The sequence below is a fragment of the Haloferax marinum genome (assembly GCF_009674625.1).
Taxonomy (GTDB): Archaea; Halobacteriota; Halobacteria; order Halobacteriales; family Haloferacaceae; genus Haloferax; species Haloferax marinum.
This window is the reverse complement of the sequence record NZ_WKJQ01000001.1, coordinates 2,015,162-2,034,206: the sequence shown is the minus strand read 5'-3', so window position 1 is coordinate 2,034,206 and position 19,045 is coordinate 2,015,162. Positions and strand designations below refer to the sequence as shown.

Here is a 19,045-nt window from a genome sequence, read left to right as displayed (position 1 = left end):
CGGGGGACGACAAAAAACTCACTCCACGGAGCCAGCGCCACCGACCCGGACGGGTTTTATACCGTCGCACGCAGAATCCGTGGATATGTTCGACACCATCGTCATCGCCACAGACGGTTCTGCGAGCGTTCGCCGGGCGATTCGCGTCGCTGTGGACCTCGCCGAGCGCTTCGACGCGTCGGTCCACGCACTGTACGTCGTGGACGCTGGCGACGTAGAGACTGCACCGGAGCGACTCCGCGACGAGATGCGCGAGGCGCTTCACGAACGCAGCGAGGAGGCGTTGGCAGACGTGCAGGCGGAGACGGAACGAGACGTGACCTTCGCAGTGCGGGAAGGCCGACCTGCCGCCGAGATTGCGAACTACGCCCGCGAAGTCGACACCGACCTCGTCGCGATGGGGACGCGTGGCCGACACGGCGAAAATCGCTTCCTCATCGGGAGCGTCGCCGAGCGAGTCGTCCGCACCTGTCCGGTGCCGGTGTTGACGGTCCGACAACTCGAAGAAGGCTCGACCGACACGCTCCTCGAAGGGCTCGAAGACGAAACCGCCTAACTCGGCCACGACTGAGTCACACGGGCGCGCAGCGAGACAATCGGCAGGAGTTTTCCCCGTCGCGTCCGACCCCCAGGTATGGAAGACGAGCTTATCGACAGTTCTCGACTCTCGCTCCCCCGCAAATCTGTCCTCCCAGGAGCAGGGTTTTTCTATCCCGACTCGCTCGACGAATCGCGTGCCGAAGAACGCGCCAGAGAGAAACTCGAAGAGGCGTCGGTCGCCGTCGTCACCGACACCGACGCCGACGGCCTCGGGTGTGTCGCACTCATCCGTGAGGTGTACGACGCCGCACTCGACGTCGAAGATTTCGAAGCGCGCATCGAAGAGCGACTCGGCGACGAGGATGAAACCGACGACGACGAAGACGACGAAGACGCCGCGCTCGAACTCGACGAGGGAGAAAAAGAGGAAGAAGAACGGCCCAAATCGTCGGTCGCACTCGTCGGGTCGAGTCCGTACTCGCTCGAAGACGACCTGCTCCGCGTCGCGGAGTACGCGCCCGAAGGAATCGACGTGTTCGTCTGTGACCTCTGTCCGGACAGATACGAGTACGTCGAAGACGAACTCGAAGCCCTCGCCGAGGTAGCAGGCCAGATTCGGTGGTTCGACCACCACCAGTGGAAACCCGACGTAGAGAAGAAGGTCCGCGACGCAGGTGTCGAACTCGTCGTCGGTGAGTCCGACGAAGAGTGTTCGACCGACGTCGCACTCCGCGAACTCGACTACGACTTCGACGAGCGCTTCGTCGAACTCGCCGAAGTCACCCGCGACCACGACCTCTGGTTGAACGAAGACGAGCGAAGTCAGGACCTCGCGGACTACGCGTACTGGACCTCGAAAGAGGAGTACGTCGCTATCGTCGGTGCCTACGGTGCCGACCTCCCGCCGGTCGTCGAGGAGTACATCGCCCACCGACGCGTCGAAAAGGAGAACCTCATCGAAGCGGCCGTCGACCGCGCCGACATGAAGACGGTCGGAGACTGGACTATCGGCATCACCTACGGCCGCTGTTCGCAAAACGAAGTTGCGGACGCACTTCGCGAGAAAGGCGCCGACGCCGCAGTCGTCGTCAAACCCGCCGGCAGTGCGAGTATCCGTGGGTCCGACGACTTCGAACGCTGCCACGAAGTCGCTGGCCTCGTCAACGGCGGTGGCCACCCGAAGGCCGCCGGGTGCAAACCCGACATCTACGACGACATGCTCGACTACGCTCACCACTGGACGACGCAGGGCGCGACGACGAAGCGAGTCATCCTCAACGCGTTCGAACGCGTCGCCGAGATGCCCGAAGAAGACGAAGATATCGAGACGGAACGGTAGGCTACGTTACTGTCGAGTCCGCCGTCTGGTGGATTACTCCTCGACGACCCAGCGGTCGGAGTACGCCGTCCCGCAGGTACACTTCGCGTAGGCGTGGATGACGTCGCCCTCCTCGTAGATGCCGCCGACTTCTTCGTTCTGTGCCTCTGCGAACGAGAAGATGAACTTCGTCTCGTGGTTCTCGTCGGGTTCCGCGTCGGGACAGACGCCACCGCTCATGTCACGGTCGATGTCGCCGTCGTTGTCCATCGCCGTCTTGGCGAACTGCATCGCGTCCATTCCGGTCCCCGCCGCGAACGCGCGACGGCCATCGTCACCGGGGACGACGAGGATGTAGCCGTTTTCGACTTCCTCGCCCATGTTCGGGAGTTTGCCTTCACTGTCGAGATACTCGTGCGTGAGAAAGAGCGCCACGTCGTCGAGACGCTCGCCCGCGAGGTACTCCGTTACCTTGCTCATATCCCGTCTAGGGAAATCACGCCGTAAAAGCGGCATGTATCTGCGGCGGGATAGGTTGTGGTGGAGTCCGAGCGTCGTAATCCACAGACAGGACAGTCAAATATCACCACTTCGTGGGTCCACTCATGTTCACGATTCGCCACCACACGACCACGCAGACGAGGCCAGTATGACGCCGCCACTCGCCCTCGACATCGATGGCACACTCACTCGCCCTGACGGCGGTATCGACCCGCGCGTCTTCGACCCACTCAGAGAGTGGGACGCGCCGGTCATCATCGCGACGGGGAAGTCGTTTCCCTACCCCGTCGCACTCTGTGAGTTCATCGGCGTCCCAGAGCGAGTCATCGCCGAGAACGGGGGTGTCGTCCTCGTCGACGACGAAGCGACCATCGTCGGCGACGACGCGGCCGCACGGCGCGTCACAGAAGAACTCGACGAGGCGGGGTACGGAACCGGGTGGGGCGACGTCGACACCCACAACCGATGGCGAGAGACGGAACTCTCGGTGAACCGTACCACTCCCCTCGACGAACTCGAAGATATCGCCACTGCGAACGACCAGATTGTCGTCGATACAGGCTACGCCTATCACGTGAAATCGGCCACCGTGAACAAGGGGATTGGACTCGAAGCGGCCTGCTCGACGCTGAACATCGACCCCAAATCGGTCGTCGCAATCGGCGACTCGGCCAACGACGTCGAACTGTTCGAAGTTGCCGGCCACGCTGCTGCCGTAGCGAACGCCGCCGACGAGGCCCGCAACGCAGCAGACTACGTGACCGAGAACGAATACGCAGACGGGGTTCTCGAAGTTCTCGCGGACGTGCGACCGGCGTAGTCTTCGGGTCGGTACGCGTCAGCGACGCGTTCGAGTCGGTACGCGCCAGTATCTCCAGACTGCGTGCGCCGACGCTCTTACACCAACTCGCGAACGTCTCCGAGCGAGTCGAAGACGTAGTCCGGCGTGTACGGTGCCGAGTCGAGTTCGTGCCGAGACGTCACGCCAGTCAGGACGAGTGCCGTCTGCATCCCTGCGTCGAGGCCCGTCTTGATGTCTGTCTCCAGGCGGTCACCCACCATGAGACACGACTCGGGCGTCCCCGAATCGAGTCGGTGCATCGCCGCGTCGGCGGTAATCGACGATGGCTTCCCCATGACTGCGTCGAGTGACTGTCCAGTGACGCCTTCGATAGCACCAATCATCCCTGCAGCGTCGGGGATTTCGCCGTCTCTGACCGGACAGGTTCGGTCGGGGTTGGTCGCGACGAAGAGCGTCTCGTCGTCGAGTGCGTCGTGGGCGGCGGTCAGCGTCTCGTAGTCGAACGACCGGTCCATCGACGCGACGAGGACGTCAGTGTCGGCCGGGTCGTCGGTCATCGCGACGCCCGCCCGTCGAAGTTCGTCACGTAAGGCGTCTTCTCCGACGACGAACGCTCGCTTCTCGGGGTGTTCTGTCGCGAGGTAGGTCGCAGTCACCCACGCAGAGGTGATGATGTCTTCGACGGTCACTTCGATGCCGAGGTTCGTGAGTTTCTCGACGTACGCCGACCGGGTTCGCGTCGGGTTGTTCGAGACGAAGAGGACGCGCACCCCCGCGTCCCGAAGGGCGTCGATTCCCTCGGAGGCCCCCGGAAGCAGGTCGTTGCTGCGGTAGACCGTGCCATCGAGGTCGAGGAGTGCGCTCTCGAACATCTGTCTTAACTCACCTTTCCGCGGAGGTACGCGGAGATGCCCTCACTCACGAGGACGATTCCGAGAATCGCGATGAGGATGGTGAGCACAGCGTCCCATTTGAAGTAGTTAATGTTCGTCTGCAGGGCGACACCGATGCCACCCGCACCGACGAATCCGATGATGGTCGACGCACGGACGTTGATGTCCCACCGGAAGGTGGCGACACTGATGAACGCCGGCTTAATCTGCGGCACGATGCCGTAGACGAACGTGTCGAGCGTCGATGCACCAGTCGCGGAGATTGCCTCGACTGGACCGTGGTCGATCTCCTCGATTGCTTCTCCGAGGAGTTTCGCGGTGAATCCCACAGAGCGGACTGCGATAGCCAGCACGCCTGCGAGGGCACCCGGTCCGAACAGGACGACGAAGATGAGCGCCCAGATGATGACGTTGACAGAGCGAGTGAACGAGACGATGAACTTGCCGAGGAAGTACGTCCACCGGTTGGGCGTCGTGTTACTCGCACTGAGGAACGCCACCGGAATTGCGAGGACGATCGCGAGTGCCGTCCCGAGAATCGAGATGTTGATGGTCTCGAGCAGTGGGCCCACGATCTCGCGGGTGTACATGACGTTCGGTGGGTACATCCGCGTCACGAGGTCCATCACTTCAGTCGGTGCAGACGCGACGTACGAGTAGTTGATCTCCATCTGCCGCCAGGAGACGGCGAGGACGACGAGCGTGCCCAAGACGAGCAGATAGCGAACAAGTCGCTCGCGCGAATCGAAACGTTCCCACTCTGCGGTCCCACTCGACCGGGACAGTTCTGATTCGTTCGACATCTATTGGACCCTCCGGCGGGCGTACGCACTCGCCGCTTCGCCGACCATGACGATGGCGACGATGACGAGGATAATCATCGAACTGTACTGGTAGTCGTACTTCTGGAAGGAGTTGAGAAGGGTAATCCCAATCCCACCTGCGCCGACGATGCCGACGACCGTACTGTGTCGGAGGTTGATGTCCAGACGGTAGATGGACAAGCCGATGATGCGCGGGATGACCTGCGGCAGGACACCGAAGAGGTACACCTGCATCCGACTCCCACCGACTGCTTCGATGGCGTGCATCTGCCCCGTGTCGATATCTTCGATCTCCTCAGAGAGGAGTTTCGCGAAGAAGCCGACCGTCTTGAACGCGAGCGCGAGAACGCCAGCAAGCGGACCGAAACCAACCGCTTTCACCATGACGATGGCGACGATGAGTTCGTGGAACGACCGTGTAACGGCGATGATACTCCGACCAGCCAAGTAGATTGGCCGGGGAGCGAGGTTGTTGGCCGCCATGAACGCGACAGGTGCGCTGACGATGATGCCGAGTGTCGTCGCGATGATCGACATGAGGATACTCTCGAGAATCCCCTGAACCATCAAGTCCAACTGCATCGGCGTCACTGCCGGTGGCAGCATGTTCGAGACGAGGGTGATACCCGCGCCGATACCACGGACGAACCGCTCAGGTGAGACGCGAATGTCCCAGAAGCTGTAGAGGACGAACCCCGTAATCAGGGCGTAGACGATGTACTTCGTCGTCCGGTTGTAGAACGCAGTTGGACGTTCCCAACTGCCGTCCATCGATCCGGATTGGGTTGCCATCGCTTACTCCCCCGCGCTTGCAGACCGGTTGGCCGCTGCCTTCGCGGCGTCGCGCTCTTCTCGCGTCTCGCCACCACGGTAGATGACGTCCTTTGCGCGTTCGTCGAGTTCGTCTGCAGCACCCTCGAAGACGAGTTCGCCGTCGCTCAGACCGACGACGCGGTCAGCGTACTCCGTCGCGAGGTCGACTTCGTGGATGTTGATGAGGACGGGAATATCGTCTTCACGGGCAATCTCGGTGAGGAGGTCCATCACTTCGACCGACGTTTCGGGGTCGAGTGCACTGGTTGGCTCGTCGACGAGGAGAATCTTCGGCCGCTGGATGACGGCGCGAGCGATACCGACACGCTGGCGCTGTCCACCCGAGAGTTCGTCTGCGCGGTTGTTTTCGACGCCTTCGAGGCCAACACGGCGGAGCACTTCACGTGCGGTGGCGATGTCTTCGCTATCGAAGTTTCGTCGGAACGCGTCCCAGGTACTCATGTAGCCGAGTCGCCCGGAGAGAACGTTCTCCATCACGGTCAGGCGTTCGACGAGGTTGAACTCCTGGTGAATCATCCCCATATCTCGGCGGGTTTTACGGAGTTCCTTGCTCGAAAGGCCAGTCATCTCGGTGTCGTCGAGCCAAATCTCGCCCGACGTTGGTTCGGTGAGCCGATTGATACAACGAATGAGCGTACTCTTACCGGCACCACTCGGGCCGATAATCGAGACGATTTCGTTGCCACTGACCTCCATCGAGAGGCCCTTGAGGGCACGGTCACCGGAGTCGTATACTTTTTCTACGTCTTTGACGTTCAGCATAAAATTTTGAGGTGCGTGAATTCGATTTTGCGGACTGCGCCTTATTCGCCGAGGTTGCCCGTCTCGTATTCGACGCCGTTGTTCTCCTGAATCTGGAGGATGATGTCGTACGCGGTTGCGTAGTCGATTTCAGTGAACTTGCCACGGCCTTCGAACGTCTCTGCGATCTGCGTGTCGGAGTAGTCGTAGTCGAGGAACGCAGCGCGGATGCCCTCTTGAATCTCAGGCGTGAGGTTGTAGCGGTACGTGAAGCTGGTCGTCGGGAACGGGTTGGACGCCCAGACGACCTTGATCTTCGAGGGGTCGAGGTTACCGGAGTTCGCGACACGCGTGACACACGTACTGCAGACCGGTGCAGCGTCGTAGTCACCGTTGGCGACGCCGAGGACACTCTGTTCGTGGCCGCCGGAGTACGCAACTTCGTAATCGTCGCCGGGGACGACGCCCTGGTTGGCGAAGAGTGCGCGCGGTGCCTGGTTGCCGGAGTTCGACGAGGGTTCAGAGTGCGCGACGCGCATGCCCTCGAGGTCTTCGAGTGCGTCGATTTCGTCGTTGTCAGCCTGCGTGGCCAGCCAGAGGCGGTAGCCGAAGTCGCCTTCCTCGGAGACCTGCAGCGAGAACGGAACGGCACCCGCGAGGTTGACAGCGAACGGGGTTGGGCCCGTCGAGAATCCTGCGACGTGGAGTCGCTCGGAGCGCATCGCTTCGACCTGGGACGCGTAGGACTGAAGCGGGAAGTACTCGACTTCTTTCCCCGTCTCCTTCGCGATGTTGTCCATCAGCGGTTGCATCGTCGTTCGGTACGCCGCCGGGTCTTCGGTCGGCGTCATCGCGAACGCGAGTTTGTCGGGGTCGAGGAGTTCGCCCTCGTCAGACGGCGTCTCCTGCACTGGGTCGCCGTACCGGGGTTCGTCGCGCGATTCCATGTTCTCGAGGTCCGAGAGCGAGCCAGTTTCGAAGCCCGTCTGGATGAGCGCCTGCATCGGCTGTGGGAACGTCGGGTTCGCTGGGTCGAAGTCGTAGGACTGTTCGGACCCGGAGTCACCGGACGAATCGCCAGACGAGTCGCCACCCTCAGATCCGGAGTCGCCGCCGGAACTCTCGCTCGTATCGCCAGTGATACATCCAGCGAGACCTGCTGTCATTGCAACTGCACTACTTGAAAGGATAGACCGTCGACTGATGTTTCGTTTCTCCATAGCTATACCGTCACAACAAGGTACATTCTTAATAAACGTTATGAATGAGTATATAGCGATATATACGGTACCAAAGTTCAATTATTCCCCTTAATCGAAATCAACAGAAATCTTGTTAGAACAGATATAACAGCCCGCCACTCACCATTCCAACCGTGATGAGCAGCGTGCTCATCTTTGCGACGGGTTTGAACAGTGACCGATTGATACTCGCAGCCAAGACGATTTTGACGATGATACTCGCAGTGGTCCCGGCGAGGACGCTGGCCGCGGCGACCTTCGCTGACACCTGCCCGGCGAGATAGAGCGTCACGGCAGTCGTCGTCGTCGACCCACTCGAAACGAGACCACCCAAGAAGCTCGTGGTAATCAACCCTGCCGCACCGAAGAACTGCTGTGCCCCCGCAGAGACGACGAGGATGACGAGGAACAGCCCTCCAAACTTGAGTGCGTTCGAGAGACTAAACGGCGAGTCGAAGTCGAGGTGCAGTTCGGTGTCCCAGTCGGTGAGGTACACCGACGACGCGATGCCGACGACTGCGATGACGCCAAGTGGTGTCCCTACTTCGGGAACGACGTCCGGGATGAACACACCGACGAGGAACAGGTTGCGGACGGCCATCGCTGCGTCTGCAAGCAGAACTGCGCCGACCGAGAGTGTGAGGATATCCGTGTTTCGTTCGGCACGGTTCGCGAACTCCCCGATGACCGCAGTCGAGTTGACTAAGCCACCGAAGAAGCCCGTAATCGCGATACCTTTGCTCCCGTACCGTTGCATGATCGCGTAGTTGACGAACCCAAGGCCACTGACGGCAACGACGAGTAGCCAGACGAGTTGAGGCTGAATCGCGTCCCACGGGCCGACAGGTTCCGAGGGCAAGAGCGGGTAGATGACGAAGGCCAGAATCGCAAACTCGGCGGCGCTCTTGACTTCTTGTTTCGACAGCCCCCACGCGAACTGGTGGAGTTCGCGCCGCAGCACCAACAGGAGCGACGAGATGATGACGAGAACTACCCCTTCGAGAACGTAATCGGCAGCGACCATCACCCCCGAACTGTAGGCGACGAACAACGACGCAGACGTCGTCAACGAGAGGCTTCGGGGTTTCTCCTCGTCGAGGAGTCCGTCGGCACCGAGGAGTGCCGTCTGTAACAAGACGAGGATGCCACCCAATGCGAGAAGGACGTCGTTGCCGACCGTCATCGAGATCGCGCCGATGAGACTCATCAGCGCGAACGTTCGAATCCCGGCAGATTTCTGTGACCACTCGCGTTCGAGGCCAAGAAACATGCCGAGCGCGGCCGCGATGAACAGTCGTGTAATCTGTGGGCTAATCGGGACTGACGCCACGTCGACCTGCGTCATCGACTCACCACCGCCCTCCTGCGTGAGTGGTGCGTGACGAAGCGGTGCACACTCGTGACGTTGGGTGTTTTTCAGAGACCATCGGTCGATTGTCCACTCGTCGTTACCCCCACATAAGTATTCTCTATAGACTATATATGACACTGTTAATCACTTTGTGAACGTTTCGGCGGCGATTCGGCACACGACAGGAAGAGAGGACAGAAAGAGAAGAATGGAAGAAGAGAGGCAGCAGAATGGAAGAAGAGAGACCGGACACAGAGAGACCAAAGCGCCGCTAACGGCAGTGACACTCACGATAGCGCATCCGCTCGTCGTTCTCGGGTGGGGGGCGCTCAGGTGCCGACCAGTGTCCGGTTACTCGTCGGACAACCCGAACTTCTCGGCGATACTCGAAAGCGAGTCGTTCGGACGCTCTGTGATGCGATAGACTGTTCGAACACCGGGCACCCGGAGGCCGAACTGATACCCGCCGTCGAGGTCGTCGAACTCGACTGCATCGTCCGGCCCGCGGTCGTTCTCGCGACACCACTCGACGAGTCGGTTCTCACCTTCGCCGGCCGTGCGCGCGAGTCGCTTGTTGTCGTACGCGCCACGAATCACGAACCCAGACGCGTCAGAAGCGAGCCGGGCGTGGTACGCCGTCCCGTCGAGGTGAAGACGGATGAAGTCCCCTTCTTCGGCGGGGACGTCGTCGGGGACACGCAGACAGGGACGGCGAGTCCCGCCGCTACGGGCGATGTGCGCTCGGAACGTCTGGACCGACGGATGGTCGGAGGGTAGTTGCTCAGGCACGAACAGAGAGAAGCGAGAAGGCTTATTCGTCTGCTTCTTCGTCTTCGTCGTCGGCCAGTGCGGCGGCGACGTCGCCACCTTCGACGACCTTTGCGTTGATCTGGACGGTCTCTTCGGAGACCTGGCGGCCACGGACGGTGACGCGCTTGCGCTCGCCGTCACGGGACGGCGCGTAGCCGATGCCGCCCTCGCTGAGGATTTCCTTGAGACTCGTACCGGGCACTTCGGGGTGCATCGGACGGCCAGCCTTGTCGGAACCGCCCGTCAGTTCGAGCGTGAATCCGTCGAGGCCGACGGCACCGCCGTCGACCTCGTCACCGAGGTCGCGGCCGAGGAATCGGTTTGCGTCCTGTCCTTCAACGTCGAACTGGTGGGTCTCGCCGGAGTCGGGGTCGGCGACGACGACCATGAATTCTGCCATGCGCGGATGAAAACGTTCGCCAATAAAAAGTACGTCGAAAGCGCGTCTGGGGACCAGTCCTAGTGAATCGGGGCGAAACGCCCGATTTCGGAACGGTCACCGGTTCGAGCGGCTATGTCAACAGTTAACTCCTAGCACAGCATAGGGAGACCCATGACCGAAGATATCGTCACTCGTGAGCCTGCAGACCTCGTCGAAGCCGAGACGAGAGAACTAGTCGAACCGGAGCCAACCGAACTGGTCGAACGGCGGACCGAAGAACTCGTCGAACGGCCGACAGTCGCACTCGTCGAGCGCAACTGGTACGAGTGTATCGTCTGTGGCTACCGCTCCGGCCACGGCGTCCACGAACAGCTCTGTCCACTCTGTGGCGGGATGTTGAAGAACATCGGCGTGGCACAAGAGTGAGATACCAGACTAGCTTTCTGCCTCCGCTTCTTCGATAGATTCCCAGAGCACACACCAGTCTTCTGGGTCGACGTACCCCTCGACTTTCGCACAGGCACCGAAGCCGTCGCCGTTTATATCCGGGATGTACTCCGCACAGTTCCCGCAGTTCGTCCCTTCTACCGCGAGTCCTGCCTCGAAAGCGTCGTCGGCTTCTTGGAACTGAACGTCTGCTTTGGAGAGTAATATCTCGGGGTCGCGCTGTTCGTTCGCTTGCGACAGTGCCATCCGATAGGGTTCCGGGACCGGCCCGCGCTCGAACTCTTCTTCGGAGACGCCCTCCGGGAGTTCCTCCTCGTGTTCGTCTTCCATCTCCTCAGTGGTCGTCTCCGTTCCCTGTTGACCACCACCCCCACCGAGACAGCCTGCAATCGTAATCACAGCCCCGCTCCCTGCCAGTTGAAGGAACCGCCGCCTCGTTCGGCCAGATACGGTCATACGTAAACTACCCCGTCGACGGACTTCAGTAAGCACCGAGTTACCGTGTAACAAATCAGAATAGTAGTCTATTACTCTGATATGACTGCGTTTTGTTATTTATAGAGCACTTGCTCTCGAACGACCGAGCGCCACAGTTGGCTACGTGGCAGTTGACTACGCTTCGAACCCCGATTCCCACCGGAAGATACCGTTGCGCTGGACGACTTCACCGTCGACTTCGATGAACGAATCCTCGCTCATGTCGGTAATCATGTCTACGTGAACCGCAGACTGATTCCCTGTTTCGCCCTCGGGCAGGCAGGCGTCGTACGCGCGCCCCACGGCGAGGTGGATGGTGTCGCCCATCTTCTCGTCGAACAGAATACTGTCGGTGAAGCGGTCGATACCGCGGTTCATCCCGATACCGAGTTCTCCGAGACGGCGCGCACCGTCGTCGGTGTCGAGGATGCCTGCCAGCGCGTCTTCACCCTGTCCCGCGCTGAACTCGACGACTTCACCACCTTCGAACGTGAGGTGAACGTCCTCGACACGCTGGCCTTCGAGCGTCATCGGCACGTCGAAGAACACCTCGCCTTCGACGGCGTCTTCGACGGGTGCGGTGAACACCTCTCCAGAGGGGAGGTTGTGCGAGTCGTAGACGACTGACGCCCCGGAGTTGACGGCGGTTCGGCCCTCGATAGACATCGTGAGGTCGGTGTCTTCTTTGACGATTCGAACTTCGGACCCCGCGTCGAGAATCTCTTTCATGTTCGCCATCTCGTCCGCGAGTTCCTCCCAGTCGCGGAGGACGGCGTCGTAGACGAAGTCGGCGTACTCCTCGTAGGACATGCCGGCCTGTTGGGCCATCGCGCGCGTCGGATGAACCGTCGAGACCCAGTCGGTGTCCATGCGTGCTTCACGAACCGCTTCCGTGGCGCGGCCGTACGCCTGTCGCTTCTCGGTGGACACGTCGGCCGACGTGGCCGAGTTTCGTGTCCCGCCGAGGAACAACACCGAGTCTGCGGCCTCGTAGAGCGCGAGTTCGTGGTCGGGGAGTTCGAAGTCACCGTCGTGTGCGCGGAGGTACGCTCGCTGAACCTCTTCGGAGGCGTACGTCGTGACGACGTTCGCGCCACGGTCACCGAGTGCGGCAGCGACGGCCACGGCCAGGTCGTGGGCCCCCTCACCGACCGAGACGACGACGTCGTCGCCAGTTTCGATTCGTGCGCTCCAATCGACGAGCACCTCGGCGTGTTCGTAGATACGTTCGTCCATACGCGCACCTCGCGTGGTGGAATAAAAACGTCGGCGTCTGGCGACGGCGTGGCCGAGGGTGCACCGTCGCCCCGTCGGTGCCGCCCGACGGGCCAAACCACAACCACTACCTCCCCCCGCAGACGACTCCGTCGTATGCAACTAGGCGTCATCGGCCTCGGCCGGATGGGACGCATCGTAGTCGACCGAGTGCTCGATGCCGGGCACGACGTCGTCGCCTTCGACCTCTCCGAAGAGGCCGTCGCAGCAGCGGCCGACGCGGGGGCCGAACCCGCAGACAGCGTCGCAGACCTCGCCGACCGACTCGGCGACGACAAGCGAATCTGGCTCATGGTTCCCGCAGGCGACGCGGTGGACGCGACGCTCGACGACCTCGACCCACACCTCGACGAGAACGACGTCGTCGTCGACGGCGGGAACTCGCACTTCGAAGCGTCGGTTCGTCGCGCCGAAGCGTGTTCCGCGGCGTATCTCGACTGCGGAACCTCGGGCGGCCCCGCGGGTGCCGAACTCGGCTTCTCGCTCATGATTGGTGGCCCACAGTGGGCCTACGACGAGATGACGCCCGTCTTCGACGCCGTCGCGACCGGCCCCGCCGGTCACGACCGAATGGGCGAAGCAGGGTCCGGTCACTACGTGAAGATGGTCCACAACGGCGTCGAGTACGCGCTGATGCAGGCGTACGGTGAGGGCTTCGAACTGCTCGCAGAGGGTCGCTACGACCTCGACCTCGAAGCAGTCGCCCGTACGTGGAACAACGGCGCAGTCATTCGGTCGTGGCTCCTCGAACTCTGTGAGGAAGCGTTCCGCGAAGAAGGAACTGACCTCGGCGACGTCGACGACCACATCTCCGGTGGCTCGACGGGTACCTGGACGGTTCAAGAAGCGCTCGAACAGGAAGTTCCCGTTCCGCTCATCTACCAGTCACTCGCAGAGCGCTTCGGGTCGCGCGCCGACGACCGTTTCTCGCGTCGTCTCGCCAACCGGCTTCGGTACGGCTTCGGTCGTCACGAAGTCGTGCGGAAAGACGAGTAAACGACGCACACGAACAGTCGCGTGAATCGACACGAGGGGAGACACCCCACAATATTTCGGGAATATCATCCAACGTGGCGTCTCCGTGGCAGAATCACCCGTCACGAGACGGCGACACAATCACAATTTCCTTAACCCCTCCCTCCATATCCGCCCTCATGGCAGTCATCAGTCTGGTGGGTGTCGGGGCCGGATTAGTCCTGGTACTCCTCACCGTCGCCCTGCACTTCTCGAAGGGCACCGGTTGGGAACCAACCGCCGACATCACGCAAGAGGTCCTCGAGCGCCGTGCGGCGACCGTCCCGGAGACCGACTTCCCCGAACCAATGAACCGCTCCATCGGTGGTGGCGGGGTCGCTGGTGCAATCGCCGGTGGCGAAGAAGGTGCCGAACTCGAAGGCGAGGAAGCGGCAGAAGAAGAACCGAGTCCCGCCGACATGCCCGAAGACGAAGTCGAGTACTTCGAGGTCGAGTTCGTCAAGCAAGGCGAGACCATCGAACTGGCGAGCAACGAGACCATCCTCGACCAGGGTGAAGACGCTGGGATGGACCTCCCGTACGCGTGCCGCCAAGGTTCGTGTGTCTCCTGTGCCGCGAAGATTACGGACGGCCCGGCCGAAGAGTACGTGACGCACTTCAAGCAGGAGACGCTCTCCGAAGGCGAGATGGACAACGGGTACACCCTGACCTGTGTGGCCTACCCGAAGGCCGACTTCTCCATCGAGACTGGCGAAGCGCCGTAACGACTCGGACCCACCACTTCGTTTTTCCTCTCCTCACCGACTGAGTCGAGACCCTCGTCTACGGTATTGGTTCCTGATACCGTACGTGGTTCCTGATACCGTACGTGGTTCCTGATACGGCGCGTCTGGACGTCCAGTAGCCGAAGACAGGTATCGACGGGTTGAAACGCACGCCGCGTGTTTCACAGGTTCAGTGTCTGTCCCCGAAGGAGGTTCCCTCACCGAAGGTGACCTCAAACGCCCGATGTTCGAACTCGCGTGGCCGATTATCGTCACCGAACTCCTCCAAGTGGCGTACAATCTGGCCGACACGGTCTGGCTCGGTCGACTCTCGACCGACGCCGTCGCCGCAATCAGCCTCGCGTTCCCGCTCATCTTCCTCCTCATCTCCGTCGGCGGTGGATTCACCGTCGCTGGGAGTACGCTCGTCGCACAGTACACCGGCGCAAAGAGTGAAGGCTCCGCAGGAACCGTCGCCGGCCAGACGCTCACGTTCATCACCCTCATCGCCATCACCGTCGGTATCATCGGCTTCTTCGCCACCGACGCCATGCTCGGCGTCCTCCCGAGTTCACCCGCGACGGCCGGACAGGTCGTCCCCCTCGCCGGCGACTACATGCGTGTGTTCTTCCTCGGCTTGCCGTTCCTCTTCGGCTTCTTCGTCTTCTCGGCGCTCATGCGTGGCTACGGCAACACTCGAGCACCGATGGTCGTGATGTTCATCAGCGTCGTCATCAACGTCGTCATCGACCCCATCTTCATCTTCGGCTTCGAGTCGAATCCGCTGTTCGGCATGCTCGGTCTCCGTGAGGTCGAATCGAGCCTCCTCGCCGCGACTGGCTTCACGGGGCTCGAAGTTGCGGGCGCGGCCTACGCGACAGTTCTCTCGCGTGGCGTCGCCACCGTCATCGGCATCTACGTCATCTTCGGAACCTCCGCCGGCCCCGACGTCCAACTCGCCGACTTCCGCCCGCAGTTCGAATACATCAAGAAAATCGTCGATATCGGCGTCCCGAGTGCTATCGAACAGTCCGCGACGGCACTCGGGTTCATCACCCTCACCGCGATGGTCGTCACCTTCGCACCAGAGGTCGTCGCCGCGTTCGGTCTCGGGAACCGCCTCACGTCACTCGTGTTCCTCCCTGCACTCGGTCTCGGCCGTGCGACCAACACGATCGTCGGCCAAAACCTCGGTGCACAGAAACCCGACCGCGCCGAGAGTGCCGTCTGGTTGGCGGCGAAAGTCGGTGCGAGTGTGATGGTCGTCATCAGCGTCCTCGCCTACGTCTTCGCCGAACCTATCGTCGGGTTCTTCATCTCGACTGGCACCGCGTCGGCACAACAGACCATCGACCTCGGTGTGCAGTACGTCCGAATCCGTGCCTTCGAGTTCGGGTTCATCGGCGTGTTGCAGGTCGTCCTCGGTGCCTATCGCGGGGCCGGAAACACGAAGACTGCACTCGGCTTTTCGCTCCTCGCACTCTGGCTTGGGCGCGTCCCGATCGTCTACCTGCTGTCGTTCCAACTCGGGTTCGCCGAGACGGGAATCTGGCTCGGGATGGCGACCGGCCAGATTCTCGGAGCCATCGCAGCGACGGCGTGGTTCACCCGTGGTACGTGGAAAGAAAGCGTCATCGACGCCGACGCTTCCGGTACGTAATCGACCGCCAGCGTGGGTTCCACAATGGTTTTACGTCGGTGTCGTGTACCTCTGTTCGCTGAGGGCCCGTAGCTCAGTGGACAGAGTGCTTGGTTCCGGACCAAGATGTCGCGGGTTCAAATCCCGTCGGGTCCGTCGCTGTTCTAATCGCTCGACAGCGTAGGATTGTACCCCCTCGAATCACGAACTCTCGTAGAGTTCGTTTCGATTCGTACCGGACTCGGTTCACGTGATTCTACCGAGTAGGACGTGGGCAATTTAGATAGTCACACGCTCACTTGTGAAGACGGCCGAACGCTTTCGCCGTGCATCCACTCACACTGGTGTATGAGTACCGGGCGCGAGATACGCCTCATCGAGGAAGACGACGGCTGGTGGTCGGCCATCGACGAGGAAGCAGGCGTCGCAAGTCAAGGCTCTACCCGACAGGAGGCGTTAGCGAACCTCGACGAGGCGGTCGAATTGACGAACGAGGCCCGTGACGACGACGACACGCCGGCCCCGGAACCCGACGCACCGTGGTTCGACTCCTGAGTGATGGTTTCGCGGGATTTCTCCGGCCGGGAAATCGTCAAGGTCCTCCAGAAGTTCGGCTATCGGCACGACCGGTCCCGTGGTGACCACGCGATTCTGAAGTACACCACCCCGAGACAGGAGAGAAACGAACTGTTACCGTCCCGCGATTCAAGTTCGTAATGCCACATCACGGGGGTCGCCCCAGTCTGGCGAGTCACGTAGAACCCCATCTCCCTGAACGGTGCCAACACGCACATCAAGCCCGCCTTCCCGAAACCTGTTTTGATAAACCGGGTGAAATACTACGTAGTCTTTTATCGTCCAGCACCACATTATATTGTGGAGTACGAACTCGGACCGGACGAATCGGTCAGCACGGCTGTCGTACGCGCGGTGAGCGCAGTCGAAGGCCGTGAACCACGTTCCCTCCGACCGCTGGCAGATGTCGTTGATCCCGCTGCGTTAGATACGTTGTTCGACCCGCGATACGACGGAACACCTCGGACGGGTGGGCGTCTCTCGTTCGTCTACAACGAGTGTTACATCACGATCGACAATGGCGAGTATCTCACTCTCCAGTTGCTAGAAGACCGTTTCTGCGACGAACGTGATCAAGAACCCTCTGATAGTTGCATCTGGTGACGGCTCAGCCGATGGCCGCGTCCCTAGAAATCACTGCTTGGGGTCACGAGCGGTCAACAACCCCTGAGCCATGAGTCGCCGAGCGATTACGACGAGACCATTCCCGAACCCTTCGCCGAAGATTGCTTGTTCCTCTTTGCTGCCGGGCATGATAGAACTCACGAGGATCGTCGAGCGGTCAGTCAGGAGGAGTCGGCCGATTGCCGTCTCGTCTTCGGAAGCGTTCTCGCCGTGTAGCCACTCGAGACCAGAGATGAACGTCGTGGCGTCCGGCACCGCCGTTTGGATCTGGTCTTGAAGCGACTCCGTCAGCGCGCCGATGAGAAGATCGACGTCGGCAACGGCGTCGTTGAGTCTGGCAACGAGCTCCTCGGTCAGCAGTGACTCGTCGCCCAGTACCAGCACAATCTCCTCGGACGCTTTCTCGATGAGTTGGTCCGTCCGATTTTCAATCGCGGTGCGCCCGGACATCGCCCACACCTGCTGGACGGATTTCTCCTCGTCTCCGTCGATGATTTCGACCGAGTCCAGCGCATTGTGGAGTCGCTCGACGCGACCTTCGTACTGGTCGCGCAGTGTCTCGGTCGCCTCGTCGAGCGGAACCGCCCGGAACCGCTGCGGGCTCGAGTGCTGGATTTCGACCAGGCCTTGCGCCTCCAGCACTCTAATCGCATCGTACACCCGCGTTCGGGGAACCTCCGTCATCTCACTCAATTGCTTTGCTGTTCCCGTGTGGAGACGGGACAGGCCGACGAAACATCGCGCCTCGTATTCTTTCAAGCCAAGTTGCTGGAGGACTTCGATTGCGTCCTCCAAACTGTCAGTAGTAGTCATGTGTCCCAACCTCACGGGGTGTTCCCCAGTGATTCTCAAATTAGTTTGCTCCCGATACGGATAGGTATTGTCACTCAGTTTTGGACAGAGAATGTGGACGAGAGGTGAGATGGGAGGTGTAAGCGTCTGGAACCGCTTCATATGCGGATTCAGCAAAACCGTTTTGTGAGTATATTAGTGACAAGAGGCGGCTCTGGGTTTCTCAGCATCGAACCATGAATACACGAGAGTATAGAGTGTCACCCGTTTAATCACAAAAGAGGTATACCGGGTGAAGGCCAACCATTGTACCTGTACGCGGGCCAATTCTATGTCCCACCCACCGCACTGCTTCGTTCCGCTCGGACGCTCTCCGTGGCTGGACTCACAATGACCCACATCCGCCTGACCGATGAGTAACAATCCAGACGAGGACCCACAGTCCGTCGCGATTCAGCAACTCGAACGGTTCGGGTTGAGTGCTTACGCCGCGCGGACATTTGTCGCGCTTGCGAGCCTCGGCACGGGGACAGCCAGAGACGTCAGCCAAGTGTCTGAGGTGCCACGCACTCGAGTATACGACGCAATCGACGAGTTACACGACCGGGGACTCGTCGATATCCTCCAATCGTCGCCCAAGCAGTTCTGGGCAATCTCCGCCGAAACCGCGAGTGGGACATTCGTACACGAGCTAGAACACCGCGCGGAACTCCTCCAGACGGCGCTCAGTGAACTCGAACCCACCGAACGACGGGCCGAACAACGCGGCGTCTGGACGGTAGACGGGCAGACGGCGGTCACGGAGCGAGTTCTGGAGTTCATCGCGAGCGCGGAAGAGGAACTCGTCTACATGACCGTCGAGGACCTCCTCACGGACGAGTTAATCGACGGGTTGGGCGAGGCCGCAGAGCGGGGTGTTTCGATTCATCTCGCCGGGGTGTCGGCGGAGGTCCAAGAACACATTCAAGAGGAGATTCCCGGCGCGACGATGTTCGAATCGCTGTGGGTCTGGTCGGACACGTCGGCGGGACGACTCATGATGGTCGACGGGCGAAAAACTCTCGTGAGCGCGCTCGTCAACGGTGAGGACGCGAGTCCGTCTGACCCGCGGTCGGAAACCGCCATCTGGGGCGAGGGTGACACGAACAGTCTGGTCGTGGTTCTGAAGGCTATCTTCACCTGGCGACTCGACACGGAGAATCCAAATTGACTGCATTCACTAGAACAACTCGACCATCG

23 protein-coding genes and 1 tRNA gene are annotated in these 19,045 nt (G+C 60.8%); 12 read left to right on the top strand and 12 right to left on the bottom strand.

Going from position 1 to position 19,045, the window contains the following annotated elements:
- Nucleotides 1-85 precede the first annotated feature (85 nt).
- Together GJR99_RS10360 and GJR99_RS10355 are read left to right on the top strand one after the other, a co-directional pair.
- Nucleotides 86-556, top strand: coding sequence for a universal stress protein (locus GJR99_RS10360; RefSeq protein WP_151111860.1), 471 nt, complete (start codon nt 86-88; stop codon nt 554-556).
- Nucleotides 557-634: 78 nt separating this feature from the next.
- Nucleotides 635-1,879: a DHH family phosphoesterase gene (locus GJR99_RS10355; RefSeq protein ID WP_151111858.1), complete on the top strand. Its 1,245-nt coding sequence runs from the start codon at nt 635-637 to the stop codon at nt 1,877-1,879.
- Between the two features lie 33 nt (nt 1,880-1,912).
- Here GJR99_RS10355 and GJR99_RS10350 read toward each other — a convergent pair whose 3' ends face one another.
- Complete coding sequence (locus GJR99_RS10350; RefSeq protein WP_151111856.1) at nt 1,913-2,338, bottom strand: DUF5807 family protein; 426 nt, start codon at nt 2,336-2,338, stop codon at nt 1,913-1,915.
- A gap of 169 nt (nt 2,339-2,507) precedes the next feature.
- On the opposite strand from GJR99_RS10350, the gene GJR99_RS10345 reads away from it, so the two are divergent.
- Entirely contained in the window at nt 2,508-3,179 is a 672-nt protein-coding gene (locus GJR99_RS10345) for a phosphoglycolate phosphatase (RefSeq protein WP_151111854.1), read from the top strand.
- Nucleotides 3,180-3,256: 77 nt separating this feature from the next.
- Here GJR99_RS10345 and GJR99_RS10340 read toward each other — a convergent pair whose 3' ends face one another.
- From GJR99_RS10340 to GJR99_RS10305, 8 genes are all read right to left on the bottom strand, one after another.
- Nucleotides 3,257-4,033: an HAD-IIA family hydrolase gene (locus GJR99_RS10340; protein ID WP_151111852.1), complete on the bottom strand. Its 777-nt coding sequence runs from the start codon at nt 4,031-4,033 to the stop codon at nt 3,257-3,259.
- Nucleotides 4,034-4,038: 5 nt separating this feature from the next.
- Nucleotides 4,039-4,857, bottom strand: a complete 819-nt coding sequence (phnE, locus tag GJR99_RS10335) for a phosphonate ABC transporter, permease protein PhnE (RefSeq protein WP_151111850.1) — start codon at nt 4,855-4,857, stop codon at nt 4,039-4,041.
- The gene (phnE, locus tag GJR99_RS10330) at nt 4,858-5,670 is read right to left on the bottom strand and encodes a phosphonate ABC transporter, permease protein PhnE (RefSeq protein WP_151111848.1); all 813 of its coding nucleotides are present in this window, start codon (nt 5,668-5,670) and stop codon (nt 4,858-4,860) included.
- A gap of 3 nt (nt 5,671-5,673) precedes the next feature.
- Entirely contained in the window at nt 5,674-6,474 is an 801-nt protein-coding gene (gene phnC, locus GJR99_RS10325) for a phosphonate ABC transporter ATP-binding protein (RefSeq protein ID WP_151111846.1), read from the bottom strand.
- A gap of 41 nt (nt 6,475-6,515) precedes the next feature.
- On the bottom strand, nt 6,516-7,619 hold the full coding sequence (phnD, locus tag GJR99_RS10320; protein WP_151111844.1) for a phosphate/phosphite/phosphonate ABC transporter substrate-binding protein: 1,104 nt from the start codon (nt 7,617-7,619) through the stop codon (nt 6,516-6,518).
- Between the two features lie 169 nt (nt 7,620-7,788).
- Nucleotides 7,789-9,039, bottom strand: a complete 1,251-nt coding sequence (locus GJR99_RS10315; protein ID WP_151111842.1) for an MgtC/SapB family protein — start codon at nt 9,037-9,039, stop codon at nt 7,789-7,791.
- Nucleotides 9,040-9,396: 357 nt separating this feature from the next.
- Complete coding sequence (locus tag GJR99_RS10310; RefSeq protein ID WP_151111840.1) at nt 9,397-9,834, bottom strand: DUF7112 family protein; 438 nt, start codon at nt 9,832-9,834, stop codon at nt 9,397-9,399.
- A gap of 22 nt (nt 9,835-9,856) precedes the next feature.
- Entirely contained in the window at nt 9,857-10,255 is a 399-nt protein-coding gene (locus GJR99_RS10305; protein WP_151111839.1) for a 30S ribosomal protein S6e, read from the bottom strand.
- A 153-nt stretch (nt 10,256-10,408) separates the two neighbouring features.
- Here GJR99_RS10305 and GJR99_RS10300 point away from each other — a divergent pair, with 153 nt between their 5' ends.
- The gene (locus GJR99_RS10300) at nt 10,409-10,663 is read left to right on the top strand and encodes a rubrerythrin-like domain-containing protein (RefSeq protein ID WP_151111837.1); all 255 of its coding nucleotides are present in this window, start codon (nt 10,409-10,411) and stop codon (nt 10,661-10,663) included.
- A 9-nt stretch (nt 10,664-10,672) separates the two neighbouring features.
- On the opposite strand, the gene GJR99_RS10295 is transcribed toward GJR99_RS10300, so the two are convergent.
- Together GJR99_RS10295 and GJR99_RS10290 are read right to left on the bottom strand one after the other, a co-directional pair.
- The gene (locus tag GJR99_RS10295) at nt 10,673-11,140 is read right to left on the bottom strand and encodes a hypothetical protein (RefSeq protein ID WP_151111835.1); all 468 of its coding nucleotides are present in this window, start codon (nt 11,138-11,140) and stop codon (nt 10,673-10,675) included.
- 156 nt (nt 11,141-11,296) lie between these two features.
- Nucleotides 11,297-12,397, bottom strand: a complete 1,101-nt coding sequence (locus GJR99_RS10290; protein ID WP_151111833.1) for an aminopeptidase — start codon at nt 12,395-12,397, stop codon at nt 11,297-11,299.
- 135 nt (nt 12,398-12,532) lie between these two features.
- Between GJR99_RS10290 and gnd the strand changes: the two genes are divergently transcribed.
- The 7 genes from gnd (at nt 12,533) to GJR99_RS10255 (ending at nt 16,993) form a co-directional block, all read left to right on the top strand.
- Nucleotides 12,533-13,432, top strand: a complete 900-nt coding sequence (gene gnd, locus GJR99_RS10285; protein WP_151111831.1) for a phosphogluconate dehydrogenase (NAD(+)-dependent, decarboxylating) — start codon at nt 12,533-12,535, stop codon at nt 13,430-13,432.
- Between the two features lie 158 nt (nt 13,433-13,590).
- On the top strand, nt 13,591-14,175 hold the full coding sequence (locus GJR99_RS10280) for a 2Fe-2S iron-sulfur cluster-binding protein (protein ID WP_151111829.1): 585 nt from the start codon (nt 13,591-13,593) through the stop codon (nt 14,173-14,175).
- Between the two features lie 193 nt (nt 14,176-14,368).
- Nucleotides 14,369-15,835 carry an MATE family efflux transporter gene (locus GJR99_RS10275; RefSeq protein ID WP_305037511.1) on the top strand — a complete coding sequence of 489 codons (1,467 nt, stop codon included), beginning with the start codon at nt 14,369-14,371 and terminating at the stop codon, nt 15,833-15,835.
- A gap of 62 nt (nt 15,836-15,897) precedes the next feature.
- Nucleotides 15,898-15,970, top strand: a tRNA-Arg gene (locus GJR99_RS10270).
- A 192-nt stretch (nt 15,971-16,162) separates the two neighbouring features.
- Nucleotides 16,163-16,369 (top strand): type II toxin-antitoxin system HicB family antitoxin, encoded by a 207-nt coding sequence (locus tag GJR99_RS10265; RefSeq protein WP_151111827.1) that lies wholly within the window; start codon nt 16,163-16,165, stop codon nt 16,367-16,369.
- A 3-nt stretch (nt 16,370-16,372) separates the two neighbouring features.
- Nucleotides 16,373-16,531 carry a type II toxin-antitoxin system HicA family toxin gene (locus GJR99_RS17925; RefSeq protein WP_225317613.1) on the top strand — a complete coding sequence of 53 codons (159 nt, stop codon included), beginning with the start codon at nt 16,373-16,375 and terminating at the stop codon, nt 16,529-16,531.
- Between the two features lie 114 nt (nt 16,532-16,645).
- Entirely contained in the window at nt 16,646-16,993 is a 348-nt protein-coding gene (locus GJR99_RS10255; protein WP_323849366.1) for a HalOD1 output domain-containing protein, read from the top strand.
- 30 nt (nt 16,994-17,023) lie between these two features.
- Here GJR99_RS10255 and GJR99_RS10250 read toward each other — a convergent pair whose 3' ends face one another.
- The gene (locus GJR99_RS10250) at nt 17,024-17,827 is read right to left on the bottom strand and encodes a TrmB family transcriptional regulator (protein WP_151111823.1); all 804 of its coding nucleotides are present in this window, start codon (nt 17,825-17,827) and stop codon (nt 17,024-17,026) included.
- Between the two features lie 391 nt (nt 17,828-18,218).
- On the opposite strand from GJR99_RS10250, the gene GJR99_RS10245 reads away from it, so the two are divergent.
- A complete protein-coding gene (locus GJR99_RS10245) occupies nt 18,219-19,016 on the top strand; it encodes a TrmB family transcriptional regulator (RefSeq protein WP_151111821.1) in 798 nt (265 codons plus the stop codon).
- Nucleotides 19,017-19,045: the final 29 nt, after the last annotated feature.